The 19,271-nt window shown below is 71.4% G+C and carries 13 protein-coding genes; 7 read left to right on the forward strand and 6 right to left on the reverse strand.

The annotated features are described in order from the left end of the window. Positions 1-58: 58 nt before the first annotated feature. The 6 genes from IE311_RS09950 (at position 59) to IE311_RS09975 (ending at position 8,045) form a co-directional block, all read left to right on the forward strand. Positions 59-844, forward strand: coding sequence for a hypothetical protein (locus IE311_RS09950; RefSeq protein ID WP_189831222.1), 786 nt, complete (start codon positions 59-61; stop codon positions 842-844). Further along, positions 845-1,870 carry a Gfo/Idh/MocA family protein gene (locus IE311_RS09955; RefSeq protein ID WP_189831223.1) on the forward strand — a complete coding sequence of 342 codons (1,026 nt, stop codon included), beginning with the start codon at positions 845-847 and terminating at the stop codon, positions 1,868-1,870. Continuing rightward, on the forward strand, positions 1,867-2,637 hold the full coding sequence (locus IE311_RS09960) for an SDR family NAD(P)-dependent oxidoreductase (protein ID WP_189831224.1): 771 nt from the start codon (positions 1,867-1,869) through the stop codon (positions 2,635-2,637). The genes IE311_RS09955 and IE311_RS09960 overlap by 4 nt, the downstream gene beginning before the upstream one ends. Next, positions 2,634-3,326: a pyridoxamine 5'-phosphate oxidase family protein gene (locus IE311_RS09965; RefSeq protein ID WP_189831225.1), complete on the forward strand. Its 693-nt coding sequence runs from the start codon at positions 2,634-2,636 to the stop codon at positions 3,324-3,326. Before IE311_RS09960 ends, IE311_RS09965 begins: the two co-directional genes overlap by 4 nt. 190 nt (positions 3,327-3,516) lie before the next feature. Continuing rightward, the gene (locus IE311_RS09970; protein WP_189831226.1) at positions 3,517-6,228 is read left to right on the forward strand and encodes a xanthine dehydrogenase family protein molybdopterin-binding subunit; all 2,712 of its coding nucleotides are present in this window, start codon (positions 3,517-3,519) and stop codon (positions 6,226-6,228) included. Next, entirely contained in the window at positions 6,225-8,045 is a 1,821-nt protein-coding gene (locus IE311_RS09975) for a ferritin-like domain-containing protein (RefSeq protein ID WP_189831227.1), read from the forward strand. The genes IE311_RS09970 and IE311_RS09975 overlap by 4 nt, the downstream gene beginning before the upstream one ends. 121 nt (positions 8,046-8,166) lie before the next feature. Here the strand turns inward: IE311_RS09975 and IE311_RS09980 are convergent, their stop codons facing one another. Together IE311_RS09980 and IE311_RS09985 are read right to left on the reverse strand one after the other, a co-directional pair. Then, positions 8,167-8,757: a snapalysin family zinc-dependent metalloprotease gene (locus IE311_RS09980; RefSeq protein ID WP_189831228.1), complete on the reverse strand. Its 591-nt coding sequence runs from the start codon at positions 8,755-8,757 to the stop codon at positions 8,167-8,169. A gap of 296 nt (positions 8,758-9,053) precedes the next feature. Continuing rightward, positions 9,054-10,982 carry a propionyl-CoA synthetase gene (locus IE311_RS09985; protein WP_189831229.1) on the reverse strand — a complete coding sequence of 643 codons (1,929 nt, stop codon included), beginning with the start codon at positions 10,980-10,982 and terminating at the stop codon, positions 9,054-9,056. 312 nt (positions 10,983-11,294) lie between these two features. Here IE311_RS09985 and IE311_RS09990 point away from each other — a divergent pair, with 312 nt between their 5' ends. Then, positions 11,295-12,992, forward strand: coding sequence for a right-handed parallel beta-helix repeat-containing protein (locus tag IE311_RS09990; protein WP_189831230.1), 1,698 nt, complete (start codon positions 11,295-11,297; stop codon positions 12,990-12,992). A gap of 113 nt (positions 12,993-13,105) precedes the next feature. Here IE311_RS09990 and IE311_RS09995 read toward each other — a convergent pair whose 3' ends face one another. From IE311_RS09995 to IE311_RS10010, 4 genes are all read right to left on the reverse strand, one after another. Further along, a complete protein-coding gene (locus IE311_RS09995; RefSeq protein WP_189831231.1) occupies positions 13,106-14,557 on the reverse strand; it encodes a UDP-glucose dehydrogenase family protein in 1,452 nt (483 codons plus the stop codon). Positions 14,558-14,641: 84 nt separating this feature from the next. Continuing rightward, the gene (gene galE, locus IE311_RS10000; protein WP_189831232.1) at positions 14,642-15,664 is read right to left on the reverse strand and encodes a UDP-glucose 4-epimerase GalE; all 1,023 of its coding nucleotides are present in this window, start codon (positions 15,662-15,664) and stop codon (positions 14,642-14,644) included. A 40-nt stretch (positions 15,665-15,704) separates the two neighbouring features. After that, entirely contained in the window at positions 15,705-17,594 is a 1,890-nt protein-coding gene (locus IE311_RS10005) for a glycosyltransferase family 2 protein (RefSeq protein ID WP_189831233.1), read from the reverse strand. 172 nt (positions 17,595-17,766) lie between these two features. Continuing rightward, positions 17,767-18,858 carry a UDP-glucuronic acid decarboxylase family protein gene (locus IE311_RS10010; protein WP_189831234.1) on the reverse strand — a complete coding sequence of 364 codons (1,092 nt, stop codon included), beginning with the start codon at positions 18,856-18,858 and terminating at the stop codon, positions 17,767-17,769. Between the last annotated feature and the right edge of the window lie 413 nt (positions 18,859-19,271).

A 19,271-nucleotide genomic window follows, 5' to 3' on the forward strand; every position in this document is an offset into this window, starting at 1 on the left:
GTCAGGTGGCAGACACCGCATCTCAACCACGGGGTCCGACAGAGTAAGGATGCATCGCATGGCCTTGGACACAGTCGACCGGGTCCACGTCACCAACACCCGGGTGGAGCTGTTCGAGAGTATCGAAGGGATCGACTGGGAGGACCTGCCGGCCGCGGCCGCACTGACCCAGCCCCTGATTCGCAGGTTCGCGCAGGACAAGGCCCTCTTCCGACGGCTGCTGCTCGCGGTCGAGCACGACCCCTATCTGTGGGCCAAGTGCGAGGAGGACGTCGTCGAGGACAAGATCGTCCTCTGGGACGACATCGAGAAGGGCCTGCGCATCCGACTCCGGATGTCCACCGACCACCAGCAGCAACTCGCCCACAACCACCGGTTCTCGTTCACCAATCTGGTGCTGCGGGGCACGTACCTGCACCGCAACTACCTGGCCCGGGGCGGCTTCGACGAGAACACGCTGCCCGAGGACGTGCAGCCGGTCATGCTGCACGAGGACCGGGCCGGGGACTGTTTCACCATCCACCACAACGCCCTGCACTCGACGCCGTTCACCGAGCTGGGCACCATCTCGCTCGTCCTTCGCGGCAACCCCGTCAAAGAGCGGGCCCCCGTGATGTTCAAGGAGGCCCGCGGCCGGGACGAAGCGCTGCGCCGGATCCGGACGGGCGGTGCCGGAAGCCGTGGTGAGCTGTCCGAGACCGAGCCCGACACCGCCGAGGTGGGCACGATGTTCTGGCGGGTCGGCGAGGACCGCGAATCCTCCGAGCGGCGTGCCGAACGGCAGATGTCCCTCGAGAAGTACCACTACTGGTGCGGCCGACTGGAAGAACTGGGGATCCTCTGAATGCTCCTGCAACCGCCCGCGTCCGCGACCGCGACCCTGCGCTTCGGACTCGTGGGCCCTGGTGAGCACGCGCAGGAGAATCTGCTCCCGGCGCTGGCCGGGCTGGAAGGAGCACGGCTGACCGCCGTGGCGGCCCGCACCATGGACGCCGCGGCCGCCGCCGCGCGGCGCTGGAACGCCGAAGGCTGCACCGACGACTGGCGGACGCTCGTGACGAACGGCGACGTCGACGCCCTCGTCGTGGCCGCCTCGCCCGCCCTGCACGCCGAAGTGGTGGACCACGCCCTGGCCCACGGGGTCAGCGTCTTCGTCGAGAAGCCGCCCGCACCGGACACGGCGACACTGGAGGGACTGGTCGCCCGCGAGCGGAACGCGGCCGACGGCGCGATCGCCTTCGTCGGGTTCAACTTCCCCTACGGCGACTCGTACCGCACCCTGCGCACGGCCCTGGGCCGGCACGGGCAGCTGCGCGGCATCGAGGTGCGCATGGTCTCCTCCAAGCCGACCAGCCCGGTCTGGGGCTGTGCCACGGTCGTGGAGAGCCTGCTGCAGGGACTCGGCACCCATGTCGTCGACATGGCCCTGCGGGAGATGGGGCCGCCGGAGGGCGTCAGCGCGTACCGGACGGTCATCGACGCGCGGCGGTGCGCGATCCGGATCCTGCTCACCTACGCCGACGGACGGACGGCCGCGCTGCTGATCGGCAATTTCTCCAACCGCCTCGAGTACCGCTGCGAACTGGTCACGGACGAGGCCGTCGTCGGCGTACTCGACCAGCACAACTCGCTCACCCTCGGCCGGCCGTCGGACGCACCGGGAGCCGGGCTCCTCGACGGCAAGGAAACCCTCCGCTACGACTGGCCCAGCCGCCGCGGCGGTTACGGGCGCACCGGATACGCCACCGCACTCGCCTCGTTCCGGGACTCCGTCGTCCACCGCCGGCCCAACTCCTCGCCGCTGTCGGCCTGCCTGGACGTCTACCGGGTCCTTGACCAGGTGCGGCGCCAGGTGGAGGAGCAGCCGTGAGCGGCACACGGCACCAGCCCCTCGCCGGGCGGACGGCGCTGGTCACGGGAGGGGCCACCGGCATCGGCAGGGCGGCGGTGGAGACGCTGGCGGCACTCGGCGCGCGGGTCGCGGTGAACCGCCCGCCGGACACCGGTCCCGCGGCGCGCTCCACGCCGGAGCACGCGCCGGACCGGCTTCCCGAGGGCTGCTTCTTCATCGACGCGGACATCCGCGACCCCGAGCGGGTGCGCGACCTCTTCTCCCGGCTGGACCGTCACTGGACACGCCTGGACGTGCTGGTCAACAACGCGGGAGTGTTCCCCCGGGCCGAGGTGCTCGACATCGACGAGGAGACCTGGGACCTGGCCCTCGACACCAACCTCAAGGGCGCGTTCTTCTGCGCGCAGCAGGCCGCCGCCCGCATGATCCCGCAGGGCTCCGGACGCATCGTCAACGTGGCGTCGACGGCCGCGTTCAAGGGCTCGCGGCTCGGCGTCCACTACGCCGCCAGCAAGGCCGGTCTCGTGGCCATGAGCAAGTCGCTGGCACGCGCGCTGGCCCGGCACGGAATCACGGTGAACGCGGTGGCCCCCGGGGTGACCGAGACCGCCCAGCCCGGACTGGACGCGGACGGGTTCGCCGCCGAGGGGCGGGAGATCCCGCTGGGCCGGGTGGCCCGGCCGCAGGACGTCGCGGATGCCGTGGCGTTCCTCGCCTCGGACGCCGCGGGCTACATCACCGGGCAGACCATCGGGGTCAACGGAGGGGCCGTGATGCTGCCATGAGCGGTCGAGCGCGGACACCGGCCCGGGCTCCGGAGTCGGCTCCGGCCGGCGAATCGGTCCACGAGCTGGTGACCGTGCGATCCGGACCCCCGCTCGACCGGGTCCGGAACAAGCTGTCGCCGGTCCTTCATCCGTGGCTGCGGCGGTTCATCGCGCTGTCACCGTACGTGGTGCTGGCCACGTCCGATCGGGACGGCAACTGTGACGCCTCACCGCGAGGCGGAGCACCCGGCTTCGTGCGCGTGGTCGACGAGCGGACGCTGTTCATCCCCGAGGAGTCCGGCAACCGGCTGCACCAGACGCTTCGCAACCTGAGGGAGAGCCGGGGGATCGGACTGCTCTTCCTGCTTCCCGGTATGCCCGAGACCGCCAGGGTGAACGGCACGGCGGAGCCGGTGGCCAGTACCGATCCCCGCTGGACGGAGCTGGCGCTCGGCGACACCGAACCCGACAGCGGCGCGGGGGCCGGCACCGGCACCGACACGAGGGCCGGCTCCGACGCCGGGGCCGGTCCGGGTCCCGGGGAGTTCCGTTGGGGGACGGCTGTCCACGTGGTCGAGGCGTACTACCACTGCGGCCGGTCAAGCCGCTTCGCGGGCCTGTGGGACACCAGCGCGATCGCGAGGAACCAGGCCGACCCGCCCCTGCCGAAGCGCCCCGCACAAGGTCCGCCGCAGCGGCCCCGGTGACCGCGGTGACCAGGGGACGACCGGCAGGACAGGGCCCTTCGGACGCCGCCGACCAGGACCGATGGGCCCGTCCCCGACGGGCGCGCTCGCGTTGCCGGGCCGTTTCGCCCGTGTTGGAGTGGGGGCACGGCGGCGGTGACCGCAGATTCTGTTCAGGCGGGACGCGGGACGAGGTCAGAACGTGAACAGTATGGACACACGGCTTCGGAAGGTCACCGGCGGGAAGGTGTACGCGAGCGACTTCAGGCCGCGTGACCTCGCCGAGGAAGGCTGGCCCTCCGACTGCGCCCACGCCCTTCTGCTGCGCAGCCGGTACGTCGACAGGCCGTTCAAGGGCCTCGACCTCACCCTGCTCCCCGCCGACCTGCGGCCCGACTCGGTCGTCACCGCCAAGGACCTGCCCCAACCGCCCTACCGCAACCAGGTCTCCGCCAAGAACGTGCAGGCCCTCCTGCCGGAGGGGGAGATCGCCGACTACCTCGGGCAGCCCGTCGCCATCGCCCTCTACGGCGACTTCGTGCGGTTCCGCCGTGCGGCGCAGGAGTTGCGCGAGGACGCCGGACCGGTGATCTACGGGCCGCCCCCGGCGGCGGCCGCATCGTCGGGAACCGACCCCGGGACGGCGACCGAGCAGCAGGCCATCGAGGCCGACCTGAACGAGTGGACCCACCGGCGGTTCACCGGACAGGTGCGCCAGGCGCACTACCTGCTGGACCACACGGAGTCCGACGGCTACTCGGTCTGGAACCGGGGACGGATCGACAGGTTCGACGGCACGTCCTTCATCCGCGACGACCGTCCGGACATCGAAGCGGATCAGCTGTTCCAGTCGATCGAGGCCGAGACGGCCGACCCGACGGGCACCCAGGTCGAGACGACGACCTTCACTCAGCAGACCGACCCCGCGTTCCTCGAACCCGAGGCGGGCCTGGCGTGGCTCGACCGCACGACCGGCGTCCTGCACATGCTGCTCGGTACACAGTCGCCCAACGGCGACGTACTCGACATCCTCGCCCTGCTCGGTGGCCCGGACCACCCGATCGTACGGTCCGTCAAGCTGACGTCGACGGACTGCGGCGGCGGCTTCGGCGGAAGGGACAAGTCGCCCTTTCCCTACTTCCTCGCACTGGCGGCGGTCTTCTCGACCAAACCGGTCCGGCTCGCCTACGACCGGCGCGAGCAGTTCCAGGGCGGCCTGAAGCGGCATGGATCCGCCGTCCGCAGCTGGGTTCGCGTCGGACCCGACGGGCTGCTGCGGGCCGTGCGCTCCTTCATCGTCCTGCGCGGAGGCGTCGAGGCCAACCTCAACGGCCCCGTCCTGGGGCTCGCCGCCCTGCACGCCACCGGCCCGTACCGCGTACCGCGTGCGTCCGTGCACGGAATCGTCGTGGAGCGCGCGATCCCGGCCGTGGGGTCGATGCGCGGCTTCGGCATCCCCCAGGTCGTGTTCAACCTGGAGACCGCACTCGACCGGCTCGCGGTGACCAGGTTGCGGACCGATCCCATCGCCTTCCGGCTCGCGAACGTCCTGCGCCCCCGCGACAGCGCACACCCCGGCACGGGCGACGTCGACCTCGCCGGGACACCGCTGCGGTTCCACCTGGCGAACGCCGAGATCTGCGCCGCCGCACTGCACCACCCCCTGTGGACCGGCCGGGACGACGCGCGCGAACGCGTCGCCCGCCGCGGCGACGGCACCCTCTACGGCGTCGGGTTCGCCTGCTGCATGGAGGCCTACGGCACCACGCAGGACAGCGTGTACAGCGCCGTGCGCGTCACCGAGGACGGGCGCGCCGAGGTGTGGGGTCAGACGATCGACATGGGCCAGGGCGCGCGTCAGTCGCTGGAACACGTCGCACGCGAGGTCCTGGGCGTGCCCACCGCGGCCCGGCTCGGCGTGGTCGGTCCGTTCGAGCGGTTCGCCAAACGGCTCAAGGACCTCGGCGCGCACACCGACCCCGCGGTGAAGATCTCGCTGAATCACGGCGCGAGCAGCGCGTCGAAGACGGCGTTCTTCCACGGGCACGTCCTGCGGGAGGCGTGCCGCGCCCTGCTGCGGCTGCGGCTGCTGCCGGCGGCACGGACCCTGCTGGAGGAACCCGGTCTGTCCGACGAGATGCTGCTCGCCGCCTGGCACGACGGAGCCGTCCGGCTGGACGGCCGGCCACCGATTCCGCTGGCGGCCCTGGTGCGCGAACTGAGGCGCACCGGGCGCGAGACCTACGTCCTGGCCCACGGCTACTTCTGCAACGGCTGGTCGCAGGCCACCTTCCGGGACGGCGGGGTCGAGCACCGGGCGTTCATCGACGCACTGGCCCTGGGGCACGCCCCCGAGGACGATCCGCCCCCGCTGCCCCCGCAGGGCCCGTTGACTCCTCCTCCCTCGCGCGGCCCGGGCGGCGACACCGTCCCCCGCTCCCTGTACGCCTCGGCCGGCCACCTCATCGGAGTGGAGATCGCTCCCCGCCTGGGCACGATCCAGGTGGTCGACGCGGTCAGCTTCCTCGACGCGGGCGACGCCCTCCTTCCGTCGGCGCTCGCCGGGCAGGTGGAAGGCGGGCTCGTGATGGGGATCTCCCACGCCCTGCACGAGGAACTGCCGCCCGAGACGGGGACCGGGCCCTTCGTGAACCTGGACCGGTACCGGCTCGCCCGCTACGCCGACGTCACCGGGATCCGCCGGGAAACGGTGTTCGTACCCCTGCCTGCCGAGGGGGCGCTGGGCGCCGGCCAGCCGGTCATGCGGCACAAGGGCATCGGTGAAGCGACCATGACCAGCGTCGGGGCCGCCGTCGCCAACGCCGTCGCGCACGCCCTCGGTCACACCGACGACAGGTGCTGGCCCACCCGTACCCCGATCCGCCTCGCGGATCTTCCCCTCCCCACCGACGGACGGCGATGATGCAGGAGCCGCAGACCGACCTCGACCTCACCGTCAACGGCGTCCGGCACCACGGGAGACAGGTACCGGGCGACATGTCCCTGGTGCACTTCCTGCACGAGGACCTGGGACTGACCGGCACGAAGATCGGCTGCTCGATCGGCGAGTGCCGTGCCTGCACGGTCGCCGTCCGCATCCGGCCCGGTCTGCCCCCGGTGACCCGGCAGTCCTGCATGACGAGCATGCGGCACGCACGCGGTTGGGAGGTGACGACGGTCGAAGGGCTGGAGACGGACGGTGTACTGCACCCGGTCCAGCAGGCGTTCCTCGACGGCGACGTGTTCCAGTGCGGATACTGCGCCGCCGGGTTCGCGGTGGCCGGGAGCGTCGTCGCCGAGCACGCGCGGCGGAAGCGGGACGAACGGGAGAACGGGCAGGGCGGGCAGCCCGAGGAGGACGGAGAGGGGCGCCAGGAGGAGGGCTCGCAGGACACGCGGGACCTGGTCGACACCGTGCTCGGCCCGCATGTGTGCCGGTGCACCGGTTACGAACGCTACCGGGAGGCCGTCCACGCCGTGGCGCTCGCCGCGCAGGACGGACACCGGGCGGGCACCGCGACCGCCGAGCGCCCCCCGGCGGTCACCGGCACCCCACCGACGGCGGCCCCTCCGCTCGGCAACCGTGCCGTGAGCACCGTGCCCAGGCTCTCCGCGGAGGAGTCCCAACGGCTCGGATACACACCGATGTTCGACGATCCGACGCTCGAACTGATCCGGCTGCTGCGCGACGGGGCCGAGATCGAGCATTCCCTGCTCGTCCAGTACCTGTACGCGGCGTTCTCGGTCAAGGTGCCCCGCTTCCTCCAGCTCGCCGGCTGGCCCAGCCATCGGTACGGGGGCCGCCCGCTGCATCTGATGGGCGTGGCGATCGAGGAGATGACGCACCTCGACATCGTCAACTCCCTGCTCGTCGCACTCGGTTCGGCGCCGCACCTCGGGCGCCAGCAGTTCCCGTACGAGCAGGACATCTACCCCTTCGACTTCGTACTCGAGCCGCTCAGCCTGCACAGCCTGGCGAAGTACGTGTACGTCGAGGCCTCACCCAGCGCGGTCGATCCCGACCAGCAGCACACGCCCGAGGACCGCGCCTTCGTCACACGGCTGTACGAGGTGCTCGGATCGGGTCCTGCCCCCACCCCGCCCCCCAACCAGGTCGGCAGCCTCTACCGCAAGGTCACGCGCGTCCTCGAACTGCTCCAGCGAAGGGAGCCGGACCGACTGGACTACCCGGCCTGGTTCGCGCGTCTGGACGTTCTGCGGGAGGAAGGCGAGAGCGAGCACTTCACGCTGTTCCGCGCACTCTTCGAGGGCACCCACCCCGCCCTGCTCGGCGGCACGGACGTGTGGAATCCCGACAGTCCGGACCACCCGGTCCTCCCGCTGCACCACGCGAGTGGCCTTCCGCCGTCCGGTCAACCCGTGCCCGACGAGACCGTACCGGTGCTGCGGCACCTGTCGAACCTGCACTACTGGGCGGTCTGCATGCTGCTGGACCAGTCCTACCGGCGCCGAGGACAGTTCCACAACGCGGCCCGCCGGCACATGACGGGCCCTCTGCGCAGTCTCGGCACCGCACTCGCGCAGCGAGGCGAAGGCATCCCGTTCGACACGTTCGTCGCCGGGTACGCGCCCGGTCTCGGCGACGCCGAGAACCTCCGCCTCTGCCAGGGCATGGTCCGCCAGGCCGCGGTCGCCCAGGAGCGCTACGCACGCCACCTCCCGGCCGACTACGCCCACACGTGCGCGCTCGAGACCCTGTGGGAGCTGTCCACGGCGTGAAGAGCCGGACCGGAGACCCGGGGCGAAGGCGGGCGTGGAGGTCCGGTCACCGTGCAGGGCGCCCGATCGGGGACTCCGATCGGGCGCCCGGTTCTTGGGGCTCGGGTGGCGGGTTACCGGGTTACGGGGCGTCCACCAGGGTCCGGCCGTCGGTCACGAAGCGTGAGGCGGCGCCATTGGCGTACGCGGACTCCACGCGAGCCTGCTCGGTGGCGTTGGGGATGGCGTTCACGCACGCGGTGCCGGCACTGGATCCCGACATCAACTGTGAGCACGGGCCGGGCTTGGTGTCGGGGAGGCCCAGGCTGTGGCCGAGTTCATGGGCGGCGATACGGGTCTTGTCGTAGCCCTGGCTCACCGCCTGGCTCCCGAGTTCGACACGGACCTGCCTGCCCGGGCGGACCGGCCCGAGCGTGGCCTGGGGCCAGCCGGTGGTCGCCACGATCACGATCTCCGCCCGGGTGCCGGGCGCGGCCTCGACCAGCTTGACGTTGTCGACGTTCGCGTTCCACGAGGCGACGCCGGCGGCTATAGCGGCCTCCCAGCCTCCGGCCCGACTGTCGTCGTAACGAAGTGTCACCACCGCCGCCGCGCTCGACGCGGAGGGTTCCGCCGCCGGCGCGGGTGCGGCGTTCGCCGTGGTGGCCGATGCCGTGGCCAGGACGACGGCCGCGCCGACGGTGGCCGTCTTCAGCCAGGTGTAGAGCGACATGCTGCTCCTTCACTTGTGGGGGGCCCGGAACTCGGGGGGAACCGGGAGTGCGGGAGGAGGGGCGTCGACGCCGGTCGACCTGGTGTCGGATCGCCGATCCTCCGGGGCGCTCCGACGGTATGCCCCCGAGGCCCACTAAGTCATGCACCTGACAGGTCAACTTTGCTCAACTCGTCTGGCTCAAAGCCAAGTTGTGAGAGACGTGCGGGTCCTGCGTCGGGCCGGTCGGGCCTCATGCACGGACGAAGGAGGGCCCGAACCAATCGGGCACTCCTTCGTCCGCGCATGAGGGGTCATCAGGTGCGATCGGCGCGCCCGGTCTGATCGGTCTGGTCGGTCTGACCCGTGTGGCCGGGGCGTCGGAGAACGGGGCGCAGCGTGTCGATGACGTTCGCGTCGTCGATCGTGGAGGGGATGGGTTCGTCGAGGCCGTCGGCGATGCCGCGCATCGTCCTGCGGAGGATCTTTCCCGAACGGGTCTTGGGGAGGGCTGCCACGACCGCCACGTCCTTGAGGGAGGCGACCGCGCCGATGCGGTCGCGCACGAGTTGGACGAGTTCGGCCTCGATCTCGGCCGGTTCGCCCTCGGTGCCCGCCTTCAGGACGACGAAACCCCGCGGCACCTGCCCCTTGAGGGCGTCGGCGACGCCGATGACGGCACACTCGGCGACGTCGGGGTGGGCGGCCAGGGCCTCTTCCATGGCTCCGGTGGAGAGCCGGTGCCCGGCGACATTGATGACGTCGTCGGTGCGGCCCATGACGAAGACATAGCCGTCCTCGTCGATGTGCCCGCTGTCGCCCGTGAGGTAGTAGCCCTCGTAGGCGGACAGATAGGAGGCGACATAGCGGTCGTCGTTCCAGAGGGTGGGGAGCGCTCCGGGCGGCAGGGGGAGTCCGACCACGATCGCGCCGTCGACGCCCTCGGGTACCGGCTCGCCCGTGGGATCGAGGACGCGGACGTCCCAGCCGGGCAGGGGGCGGGTCGGGGAGCCCGGCTTGACGGGGGCGGCCTCGATCCCGACCGGGTTGGCGACGATGGGCCAGCCGGTCTCGGTCTGCCACCAGTGGTCGATCACCGGGACCTCCAGGAGGGCGCTCGCCCAGCGATAGGTCTCGGGGTCGAGCCGCTCGCCCGCGAGGAAGAGGTAGCGCAGATGGGAGAGGTCGTGGGCCGCGGCGAGGGTGCCCTCCGGGTCCTCCTTGCGGATGGCCCGGAAGGCGGTGGGTGCGGTGAACATGGTCTTGACGCGGTAGTCCTCCGCGACCCGCCAGAACTGGCCCGCGTCCGGGGTGCCGACCGGCTTGCCCTCGTACAGGACGGTCGTGGCGCCGACCAGCAGCGGTGCGTAGACGATGTACGAATGGCCGACGACCCAGCCGACATCGGATCCGGTGAACATCGTCTCGCCCGGGCCGATGTCGTACACGGCGCCCATCGACCAGTGCAGGGCGACCGCGTAGCCGCCGCAGTCCCGTACCACTCCCTTGGGTTTTCCGGTCGTGCCGGACGTGTAGAGGATGTACAGGGGGTCGTTCGCGGGTACGGGAACGCACGCGGCCGGCGGTGAGCCGGCGACCAGGTCGGCCCAGTCGAGGTCGTCGGGCCCCAGCTCGGCCCGCGCCTGCGGACGTTGCAGGATCACGGTCTTCTGCGGCTTGTGGGCGGCGAGTTCGATCGCCCGGTCGAGCATCGGCTTGTAGGCGATGACACGTTCGCCCTCGATGCCGCAGGAGGCGGAGACGACCACCTTGGGTGCGGCGTCGTCGATGCGGAGGGCGAGTTCACGCGGGGCGAACCCGCCGAAGACGACCGAGTGGACCGCGCCGATGCGGGCGCAGGCCAGCATCGCGACGGCGGCCTCCGGAACCATCGGCAGGTAGATCACCACGCGGTCGCCGTGCCCCACGCCGAGCCGGGCGAGCGCTCCGGCGAAGACCGCCACCTCGTCCCTCAGCTGCGTGTAGCTGTAGGTGCGCCGGGTGCCGGTGACGGGGGAGTCGTAGACGAGGGCCGGCTGGTCGCCGCGGCCGGCTTCGACATGCCGGTCGAGCGCGTTGAAGCAGACGTTGAGCCGTCCGTCGGGAAACCAGCGGTAGAAGGGGGCGTCCGAGGAATCCAGTGCCCGTCGCGGAACGACATCCCAGTCGATGCCCCCGGCGGCGTCGAGCCAGAATCTCTCCGGGTCCTCTGTGCTGGCGCGGAAGACATCCTCGTACAGTCCCATCGCGGACTCCTCTGTGGCATCAGGGTTCCCTCGTCGCGGGGTCGGCCTGCGGCTGCGGCTGAGGTGGCGGCGTACAGCGTGGGGCGGACCACGCCTACCGTATGTCGGCCGACGCGGGCGGGCGGAACACCGTGACACGAGTCCCGGCAACGGGCCGGTGCCCCACCGAGGCCGGCCGGCCGGACGGGGTCGGCCGCATCTGTGACTCGGTTGCTGTGCCGTCGTCGGCGTTTCGCCCTTCCCTCTTCTGGCAGTCTGTCCACTTATGGGTGCATGTCTTGTGAGAACGGCTCTTAAGGGGTGTACGTGAAGGTGGAGAAGCGGACTCGGACGTCGAGGGCCGCCGCCGGAGTCTCGGCCGCGGTCCTTCTGTTGCTGACGGGGTGTGACGTACCCGGTGTCTACCGGCCGGCCCGCCCTGCCACCGGCGGTCCGTTCACGTTCTACGTCAGCCCCGACGGGGACGACGAGAACGACGGCATGTCGCCGGAGAGGGCGTGGCGGACCCTCGACCACGCGAACAGCGCACGCTTCCGGCCGGGCGACCGGCTTCGGCTCGAGGGAGGCGAGCGCTTCGCCGGCACGATCACCCTGGACGAGGGCGAGGCGGGCAGCGGGACGAAGCCGGTCGTGATCGAGTCCTACGGCGCCGGCCGCGCCACGATCGCCCCACGGGGAACGTCCGGCATCACCGTGCGCAACACCGCCGGGGTGGAGATCAGGGGCATCAAGCTCGTCGGCGACCGCACGTCACGGCGCGAAGGGGTCGGCATCGCCCTCCGCAACAACCTGCCGGGCACCCGTCGGCTCGACCACGTCAGGATCACGAACGTGGAGGCGAGCGGCTTCCAGAACGGGATCAGTGTCGGCGCCGACGAGGGCGCCGACGTCGGCTACAGCGATGTGCGGATCACCGATGTGTCCGTGCACGACAACCTCGAGACCGGGCTCGTCGTCTACGGCCCCGAGTTCCGGGCCGAGCGCCCCGCCTACGCACACTCCGGACTCCGGATCGAAGGCGTCAAGGCGTACGCCAACACGGGTGATCCGAAGAGCGTCGAGCGGAACACCGGCAGCGGCATCTCGCTCGGCAGCGTGCTGGACGCGAAGGTGGTGCGCTCGGTGGCCCACGACAACGGTGCGAGGTCCGCCGCCGACGCGGTGGAGGGACCGGAGGGCATCTGGGTCTACGACTCCTCCCGTGTGGTCCTGGAACGCAACAAGTCCTACCGCAACCGCACCGGCTCACGCGTCGACGGCGGCGGGTTCGGCCTCGACAACAACGTGTCCTCCTCCGTCATGCAGTACAACCTCGCCTACGGCAACGACGGTCCCGGCTTCCTCGTCTACTCCGGGAAGCCGACCGGCGCCCACAAGAACAACATCGTCCGCTTCAACATGAGTTGGGACGACGCCAGGAAGCTGCCCGAGTACGGCGGCATCGTCGCCTACGGAACCCGTATGAAGAGCCTGGACATCCACCACAACACGGTCGTGATGCGCACCGAGGGTCTCGCCTCCACGGCGCAGGCGGGCCTCAGACCCCCGGCGCTGCGGCTGCGCGACGGCATGACCGGCGTACGCGTCTTCAACAACATCCTCGCGACCGACGGCGGCCCCCTGGTCGAGGCCCAGTCGCCGTATGTCCGGAGCAAGGTGCTGCTCCAGGGCAACGACTACTACAGCACGGGCCGTTGGGCTCTTGCCTGGGGCACGGACCGCTATGCCTCCCTGACCGGCTGGCGCGCGGCGTCGGACCAGGAGACCCTGGACGGCCATCCGACCGGCTTCAGCGCGGACCCGTGCCTGAGCGGTCTGACCGAGCCGGTCACGGAGGTCGCCGGCGCCGCCGCCGGTGCCGAGAACCTGGTGCCGGAGTGCGAGGGCCAGGTGCCCCTCGGAGTGGAACCGGAGACCCTGGGCGTCGAGCTCGGCCCCGTCGACTACTTCGGCAACGAGGTGCCGTCGTCGCCGGTGGTCGGGGCCGTCCAGCCCCTCGACACCGACTGATCCCACCCGTCGGTGACGGCGATCCCGGCCGGGCGCGCAACGGCGCTGCCCGGCCGTGGCGGTCGGTGACCGTCAGGGCCGGGCAGTGCGCGGTGCTTGCCGTCGTGGTTTCGCTACGCCCCGCTGACCGGGCCGGCGGGCAGTGTGCCGGCCGGCACCGCGGCCGTCTCCGGACCGGTGGCCGGGGAGGCGATGACCGTCCGCAGGGCTTCCACGGCGGGCGCGGCGGACCGCCGCTCCTCCGGCGACGGCGCCGGGCGGCCCAGCGCCTTCACGGTCCAGCCGGCCGCGCGCCACGCGTCGTGCGGGAGTGCGTTGCGCCCGTCGATGAGACGGGGGGTGCGGACCACGCGGGCCAGCTTGTCCGGATCCACCTCGCGGTACTGGCTCCACTCGGTGAGGTGCAGGACGAGTTCCGCGCCCTGGCATGCCGCGAGCAGGTCCGCGCCGCACCACAGCTCCGGGTGGGCGAGCGAGGCCCTGGCCGCGCCCTCCGGGTCGTGCACCCGGACCTGGGCGCCCTGCCGGTGCAGCTCGGCCGCCACGGCGAGCGCCGGCGAGTCCCGTACGTCGTCGCTGTTCGGCTTGAACGTGGCGCCCAGCACCGTGACCCGCGCATCGGTGAGGTCGCCGCCGAGCATCCGCCGGGCGAGCAGGACGGTCCGGCTCCGCTGCCGCTGGTTGATCTCGTCGACCTGGTCGAGGAACGCCACCGCGGGCCCGGCGCCGAGCTCCTGCGCGCGGGCGGCGAACGCCCGGATGTCCTTCGGCAGACAGCCGCCGCCGAAGCCCAGCCCCGCGTTCAGGAACTGCCGGCCGATCCGGGTGTCGTGGCCGAGCGCGTCGGCGAGCGTGACGACGTCCGCGTCGGCGGCGTCGCAGACCTCGGCCATCGCGTTGATGAAGGAGATCTTCGTGGCGAGGAAGGAGTTGGCCGCCACCTTCACCAGCTCCGCCGTGTTCGGGTCGGTGCGGATGTAGGGGGTGTCCGCCGCCAGCATCGGGGCGTACACGCGGCGCAGCGTCTCGTCCGCCTCCGTGCTGGTCACACCGGTGACGATCCGGTCCGGCCGGAGCGTGTCGTCGACGGCGAAGCCCTCGCGCAGGAACTCGGGGTTCCAGGCGACCTCCGCGCGCACCCCCGGAGGCGTCAGACGGGCGATGCGGGAGGTCAGGCGGGCGGTCGTGCCCACCGGGACGGTGGACTTGCCGACCACCAGGCAGGGCCCGGAGAGGTGCGGGGCCAGCCCGTCGACGACGGCGTCCACGTACCGCAGGTCGGCGGCCCGGGAACCGGCCTGCTGCGGCGTTCCGACACAGATGAAGTGGACCTCGCCGTGCGCCGCCGCCTCCCGGAGGTCGGTGGTGAAGCGCAGACGCCCGGAGGCGAGGGACCGGGCCAGCAGGTCCTCGAATCCCGGCTCGTAGAAGGGCGGTCGGCCCCCGGCGAGGTCGGCGATCTTCGCGGCGTCGACGTCCACACCGAGGACGTCGTGTCCGATCTCGGCCATGCATGCGGCGTGTACGGCTCCCAGATAGCCCGTACCGATGACGGTCAATCGCATGCGTTGTGCTCCTGTCGGGAAGAGGGGGTGGGGGAGGGGAAGGAGAGAGGACGGGAGAGGGCGGGGTGGTGCGGGGCCGGCGGCTCAGGGGGCGTAGCCGAAAGGGTTCTGCTGCTGGAAGCGCCAGGCGTCGCGGCACATCGCGGCCAGGTCGCGCCGGGCGGTCCAGCCCCAGGCCGCGGCGACCTTCGACGGCTCGGCGACGAGTTCGGCGACGTCGCCGGGGCGGCGGCCGGCGACGCGGTGCGGGATGGGCCGCCCGGACGCCTCTTCGAACGTGCGGATGAGCTCCTGGACGGAAGCACCGCGCCCGGTGCCGAGGTTGAAGATCCGCATGCCGGGTTCGTCGTCGATGTGGTCGAGGGCCGTGCGGTGCCCCTCGGCGACGTCGACGACATGGATGTAGTCGCGGATCCCGGTGCCGTCCGGCGTCGGGTAGTCGTCGCCGAAGACGCTCAGCTCCTCGCGGCGGCCCACGGCGATCTGCGCGAGGTACGGCATGATGTTGTTCGGTACGCCGCGCGGGTCCTCGCCGAGCAGTCCGGTGGGGTGGGCGCCGGCCGGGTTGAAGTACCGCAGGGCCAGTACCCGCAGCTCCGGGACGTGCCGGCACGCGTCCGCGAGGATCCGCTCGCAGGTCCACTTGGTGGTGGCGTACGGGTTGGTCGGTGCCGTCGGTGACTCCTCGGTCAGCGGAACGGTCGTCGTGTCGCCGTAGACCGAGCAGGACGACGAGAAGACCAGCCGGTGCACCCCGTGGTCGTGCATGGCCGAGACCAGGGCCGTCGTGCCACCGACATTGATGTCGTAGTACGTGAGGGGAATCCGCACCGACTCCCCGACGGCCTTCTTCGCGGCGAAGTGGATCACCGCGTCGATCGGGTGGCTGCTGAAGACCTCGTCCAGGGCCCGGCGGTCCCGTACGTCCGCCACGTGCGCCGCCGCGATCGGACGGCCCGCGACCTTGGCGACGCGTTCCAGGGCCTCGGGGGAGCTGTTCGAATGGTCGTCGAGGACGACGACCTCGTGGCCGGAGCCGAGCAACTCGACGCAGGTGTGGCTGCCGATGAAGCCGGCGCCGCCGGTGACAAGGACCGTACGGGGCACGGGGAACCTCAATTCTCGAACGGCCACGCGGGCCGGGCGGTCACCAGGCGTAGAAGCCGGTGAGGTACGTGGGGAAGACGGCGACGGCGAGTGCCAGGGGCACCAGGCAGAGCAGACCGCAGACGAGCGGCAGCGCGGCCGTGCGCACGGCCCGGAAGGCAGGGACCCCCGTCGCGCGGGCCGTCTCCCTGACGTGCAGGGCGCCGATCGCGAGCGTCACGACGGCGTACGAGGCGGCGCCGAAGAGGCAGAGGAAGACATAGCCCACGGCGGGGCCGGTGAACTGGCCGACGAGTGCCGCGACGGACAGGAACGTCGTGATCAGGAGGTACGGGGCGACGGTGCGCAGCGGGAGCCGCTCCAGGCCGTCGCGCTTCTTCGGGGTGACCTTGAAGGTGATCTGGCGGGGCCGCAGCTTCTGCCACACGGCGGCGAGCACACCCCAGGCCACGTAGGGCCAGCGGGAGAGGCCGAACAGCCAGATCTCCCAGCTCAGGACCGCTGAGTCCTGGGGGCGCAGCAGCCCGCGGCGACGGCAGAGCAGCGTCAGCAGGATCAGCCAGACGGACATGCTCCAGAAGTGCCCGAGGAACTCGAAGTAGTTGACGTTGATCCAGGGGGTGCCGGTGAGCGCGGCGATCGGCGGCAGCAGGATGCCCATGACCGTGGCCGCGGCGAGCAGCGGGTAGAACAGGAGCGCCGCGGCGAAGCGTACGCGCAGCTTGAGGGGCATCCGGCCCAGGTGGCGGGGCAGCATCCCCAGGAGCATCACCGCCAGGCTCCGGGACCACTGGAACTCCTGCGTGATCATCGCACCGAAGGTGATCGGACCCTCGCCGTGCGCCTCCGCGTCGATCGCGAACGCGCCCTGCCAGCCGGCCGAGTTGAGCAGGAACGTGGTGGAGAAGTCCTCGGCGAGCTCGGGCCCGAGGCCGCCGATGTCCCGCAGGGCCACCGTGCGGACGGCGTAGTGGGAACCGATGCACACCGGAGCCAGACCGGCCGAGTGACCCAGCTGGACGGGCCCGTGGAACATGGCCTCACGCTGGAGCCGGCCGCGGGCCGCCCAGGAGCCGGCGGCGTTCGAGTCGCACACGCTGGGCGCCGCGACATAGCCGATGGCCGGATCGGCGAAGGGGCGGACGACTTCGGTGAGGTACCGGGGCCCGGGGACGTGGTCGCAGTCGAGCTGGGCGACCACGTCGTAGTGGGTGTAACCCCAGTGGTCGTAGAAGAAGGCGAGATTGCCCTCCTTGCAGCGGGTGCGCCGGGGCCATTCGGCCCGGTGGTAGTCGGCGCGACCGCGCCGGCAGGAGACGGCGACGCCCTGGTCCCGGCACCAGCCGAGGATCTCCTCGGTCGGGTCCTCGTCGCACAGCCACACGTCGTAGGCGTACGGGTAGTCCTGGTCGAGCATCGCCTCCAGGGTGGTGCGGGCGATGTCCCAGCTCTCGGAAGGAGCGCGGGTGACCACGAACGCGGTACGGAGCCCGGGCACGCCGACGGCCGGATCGAAACGGCGCATCCGGATCAGCGCGACGAGGAAGTGCACCGGCAGATAGGTGAGATAGAGCAGCAGGGCGCTGTTGACGACGAGTCCGAGCCAGCCGATGCGGTGGGACGGCTCGAGCCACCAGGCCCAGAACCAGACCAGGCAGGCGGCCCAGCCGAGGGACATCAGGACGACGACGACGCGGTCGGAACGCGAGAAGGACCGGACGAAGCTCGTCGGGAGCGTACGGAGCCGGCGCGACGGCCGGGCGAGGACCGGGCCGTCGGGGCCGATGGAGGCCACGGAGCCGTCGGACAGGGCTCGGATCTCCGCGCCGAGGGCCTCCCATTCCTCCGGTGAGCCGGGGGCGGGGGAGAGGAGGGAGGGATCCTGGGTTGTCCCGAGTGCGGGGGCGGAACCTTGCTCCAACGACGTCATGTCAGCGATGTCTCCGGGCGGTGCGTCAGCGGGGTGGGGGATGGGGAGGCGGCGGGAACCGGGGCCTCCGGCGGTGCGGGGCGGCGGCCGGAGGGGACGCGGCGGGGCGGCACCGGGGTGTCGCCCCGCCGCGGGAGCGCACACGGCGTGACCGGTGCGCCCGTCGTGCCGATCAGCCGCCCGACGCGGACGGACCGGCGGCCGTCGCGGGCGTCACCCCGACGACGGCGGCCGCCGGGCCGGGGATCGTCTGGGCCACCGGGCCGGTCGCCGCGGCCAGGGGTACCGTCTCGTCCTGGCTGCCGCGGATCGCGGCCGCGGACGCGACGAGTCCGTCCGCCCGGGCGGCGAAGTGCGCGACGGTCCTGCGCAGGCCCTCGACGATGTCGATCTCCGGCTGCCAGCCCAGGACCTCCTGGGCGCGGGTGATCACCGGGCGGCGGCGGACGGGGTCGTCCGTCGGCAGCGGGTGGTGCTTCACCTCGGAGCAGGACCCGGTCATCGCCAGTACCGTCTCGGCGAGTTCGGAGACGGTGCGCTCGACCGGGTTGCCCAGGTTGAACGGGCCCATCTCGGAGGAGTCGAGGAGTGCCAGCAGGCCGCGGACCAGGTCGTCGACGTAGCAGAAGCTGCGGGTCTGCTCCCCGTCGCCGTAGATCGTCAGGGGTTCGCCGGTCAGGGCCTGGGTGATGAAGCTGGACACCACCCGGCCGTCGTGCGGGCGCATCCGCGGGCCGTAGGTGTTGAAGATGCGGGCGATGCCCACGTCGAGGCCGTGGGTACGGCGGTAGGCCGCGGAGACCGCCTCAGCGTATCGTTTCGCCTCGTCGTAGACGCTGCGCGGGCCGATGGAGTTGACGTTGCCCCAGTAGCCCTCCTCCTGCGGGTGGACCAGCGGATCGCCGTAGATCTCGCTGGTCGACGCGAGGATGAAGCGGGCGCCGTCGCGCAGCGCGAGTTCCAGGGCGTTCTCGGTGCCGCGACTGCCCACCATGAGGGTTTCCAGCGGTTGGCGCAGGTAGTCGGGAGGCGACGCGGGGGACGCGAGATGGGCGACGGCGTCGACGCGGCCGGTGACCTCCACCGCCACGCTCACGTCGGCGTGCAGGAAGGTGAAGCGCGGGTGGGGGAGCAGGGGGGCGATGTTCTCGGGATCGCCCGTCGAGAAGTTGTCCAGGCACACCACCGAGTCGCCGCGCCGCAAGAGCGCCTCGCACAGATGTGACCCAAGGAATCCACCGCCACCGGTCACGGCAACGCGCATTTGTTTCTCCAGGGATGGGGAGCGGAATGGCCTCACGCTCCGCTGGCGTGGACGGCCGGAATGGAGACAATCGAATGAGTCGACAATCTCCGCAGTCTCGGAAATCGCAGCGAAAGAATATGGCCATATCGGCGCATTTCATCGGAAGTGAATCGGCGGCTGGGCTGTTCGGCCGAAGCCTTCCCATGGCCGTTCCCCCGGGCTGTTCCCCGAGCTCCGGGCCCTGCGCCGTCGCCCGGTCCGATCGCCTCCGTCACACGTATGTGTGAGTGCGGGCCGTGTGGTCGGAGGGTCGACCGCATCGGTGAACAGGTTTTCTGGGAGTACGCGTTCGAGGGGTGTGCGGTAGGACCCAGCCCCCATCCGGCCGGCCTCCTGCTCACCCCGATCGGGGACGCAACATCGGTCCGGCT

Origin of the sequence: Streptomyces zaomyceticus (assembly GCF_014656215.1) — a bacterium.
Taxonomy (GTDB): domain Bacteria; phylum Actinomycetota; class Actinomycetes; order Streptomycetales; family Streptomycetaceae; genus Streptomyces; species Streptomyces zaomyceticus.

What these genes read in the sequence shown, in the direction of transcription:
- IE311_RS09950 (WP_189831222.1), top strand. Translation starts at nt 59, where the DNA reads ATGGCCTTGGACACAGTCGACCGGGTCCACGTCACCAACACCCGGGTG.
- IE311_RS09955 (WP_189831223.1), top strand. Translation starts at nt 845, where the DNA reads ATGCTCCTGCAACCGCCCGCGTCCGCGACCGCGACCCTGCGCTTCGGA.
- IE311_RS09965 (WP_189831225.1), top strand. Translation starts at nt 2,634, where the DNA reads ATGAGCGGTCGAGCGCGGACACCGGCCCGGGCTCCGGAGTCGGCTCCG.
- IE311_RS09970 (WP_189831226.1), top strand. Translation starts at nt 3,517, where the DNA reads ATGGACACACGGCTTCGGAAGGTCACCGGCGGGAAGGTGTACGCGAGC.
- IE311_RS09975 (WP_189831227.1), top strand. Translation starts at nt 6,225, where the DNA reads ATGATGCAGGAGCCGCAGACCGACCTCGACCTCACCGTCAACGGCGTC.
- IE311_RS09980 (WP_189831228.1), bottom strand. Translation starts at nt 8,757, where the DNA reads ATGTCGCTCTACACCTGGCTGAAGACGGCCACCGTCGGCGCGGCCGTC.
- IE311_RS09985 (WP_189831229.1), bottom strand. Translation starts at nt 10,982, where the DNA reads ATGGGACTGTACGAGGATGTCTTCCGCGCCAGCACAGAGGACCCGGAG.
- IE311_RS09995 (WP_189831231.1), bottom strand. Translation starts at nt 14,557, where the DNA reads ATGCGATTGACCGTCATCGGTACGGGCTATCTGGGAGCCGTACACGCC.
- IE311_RS10005 (WP_189831233.1), bottom strand. Translation starts at nt 17,594, where the DNA reads ATGACGTCGTTGGAGCAAGGTTCCGCCCCCGCACTCGGGACAACCCAG.
- IE311_RS10010 (WP_189831234.1), bottom strand. Translation starts at nt 18,858, where the DNA reads ATGCGCGTTGCCGTGACCGGTGGCGGTGGATTCCTTGGGTCACATCTG.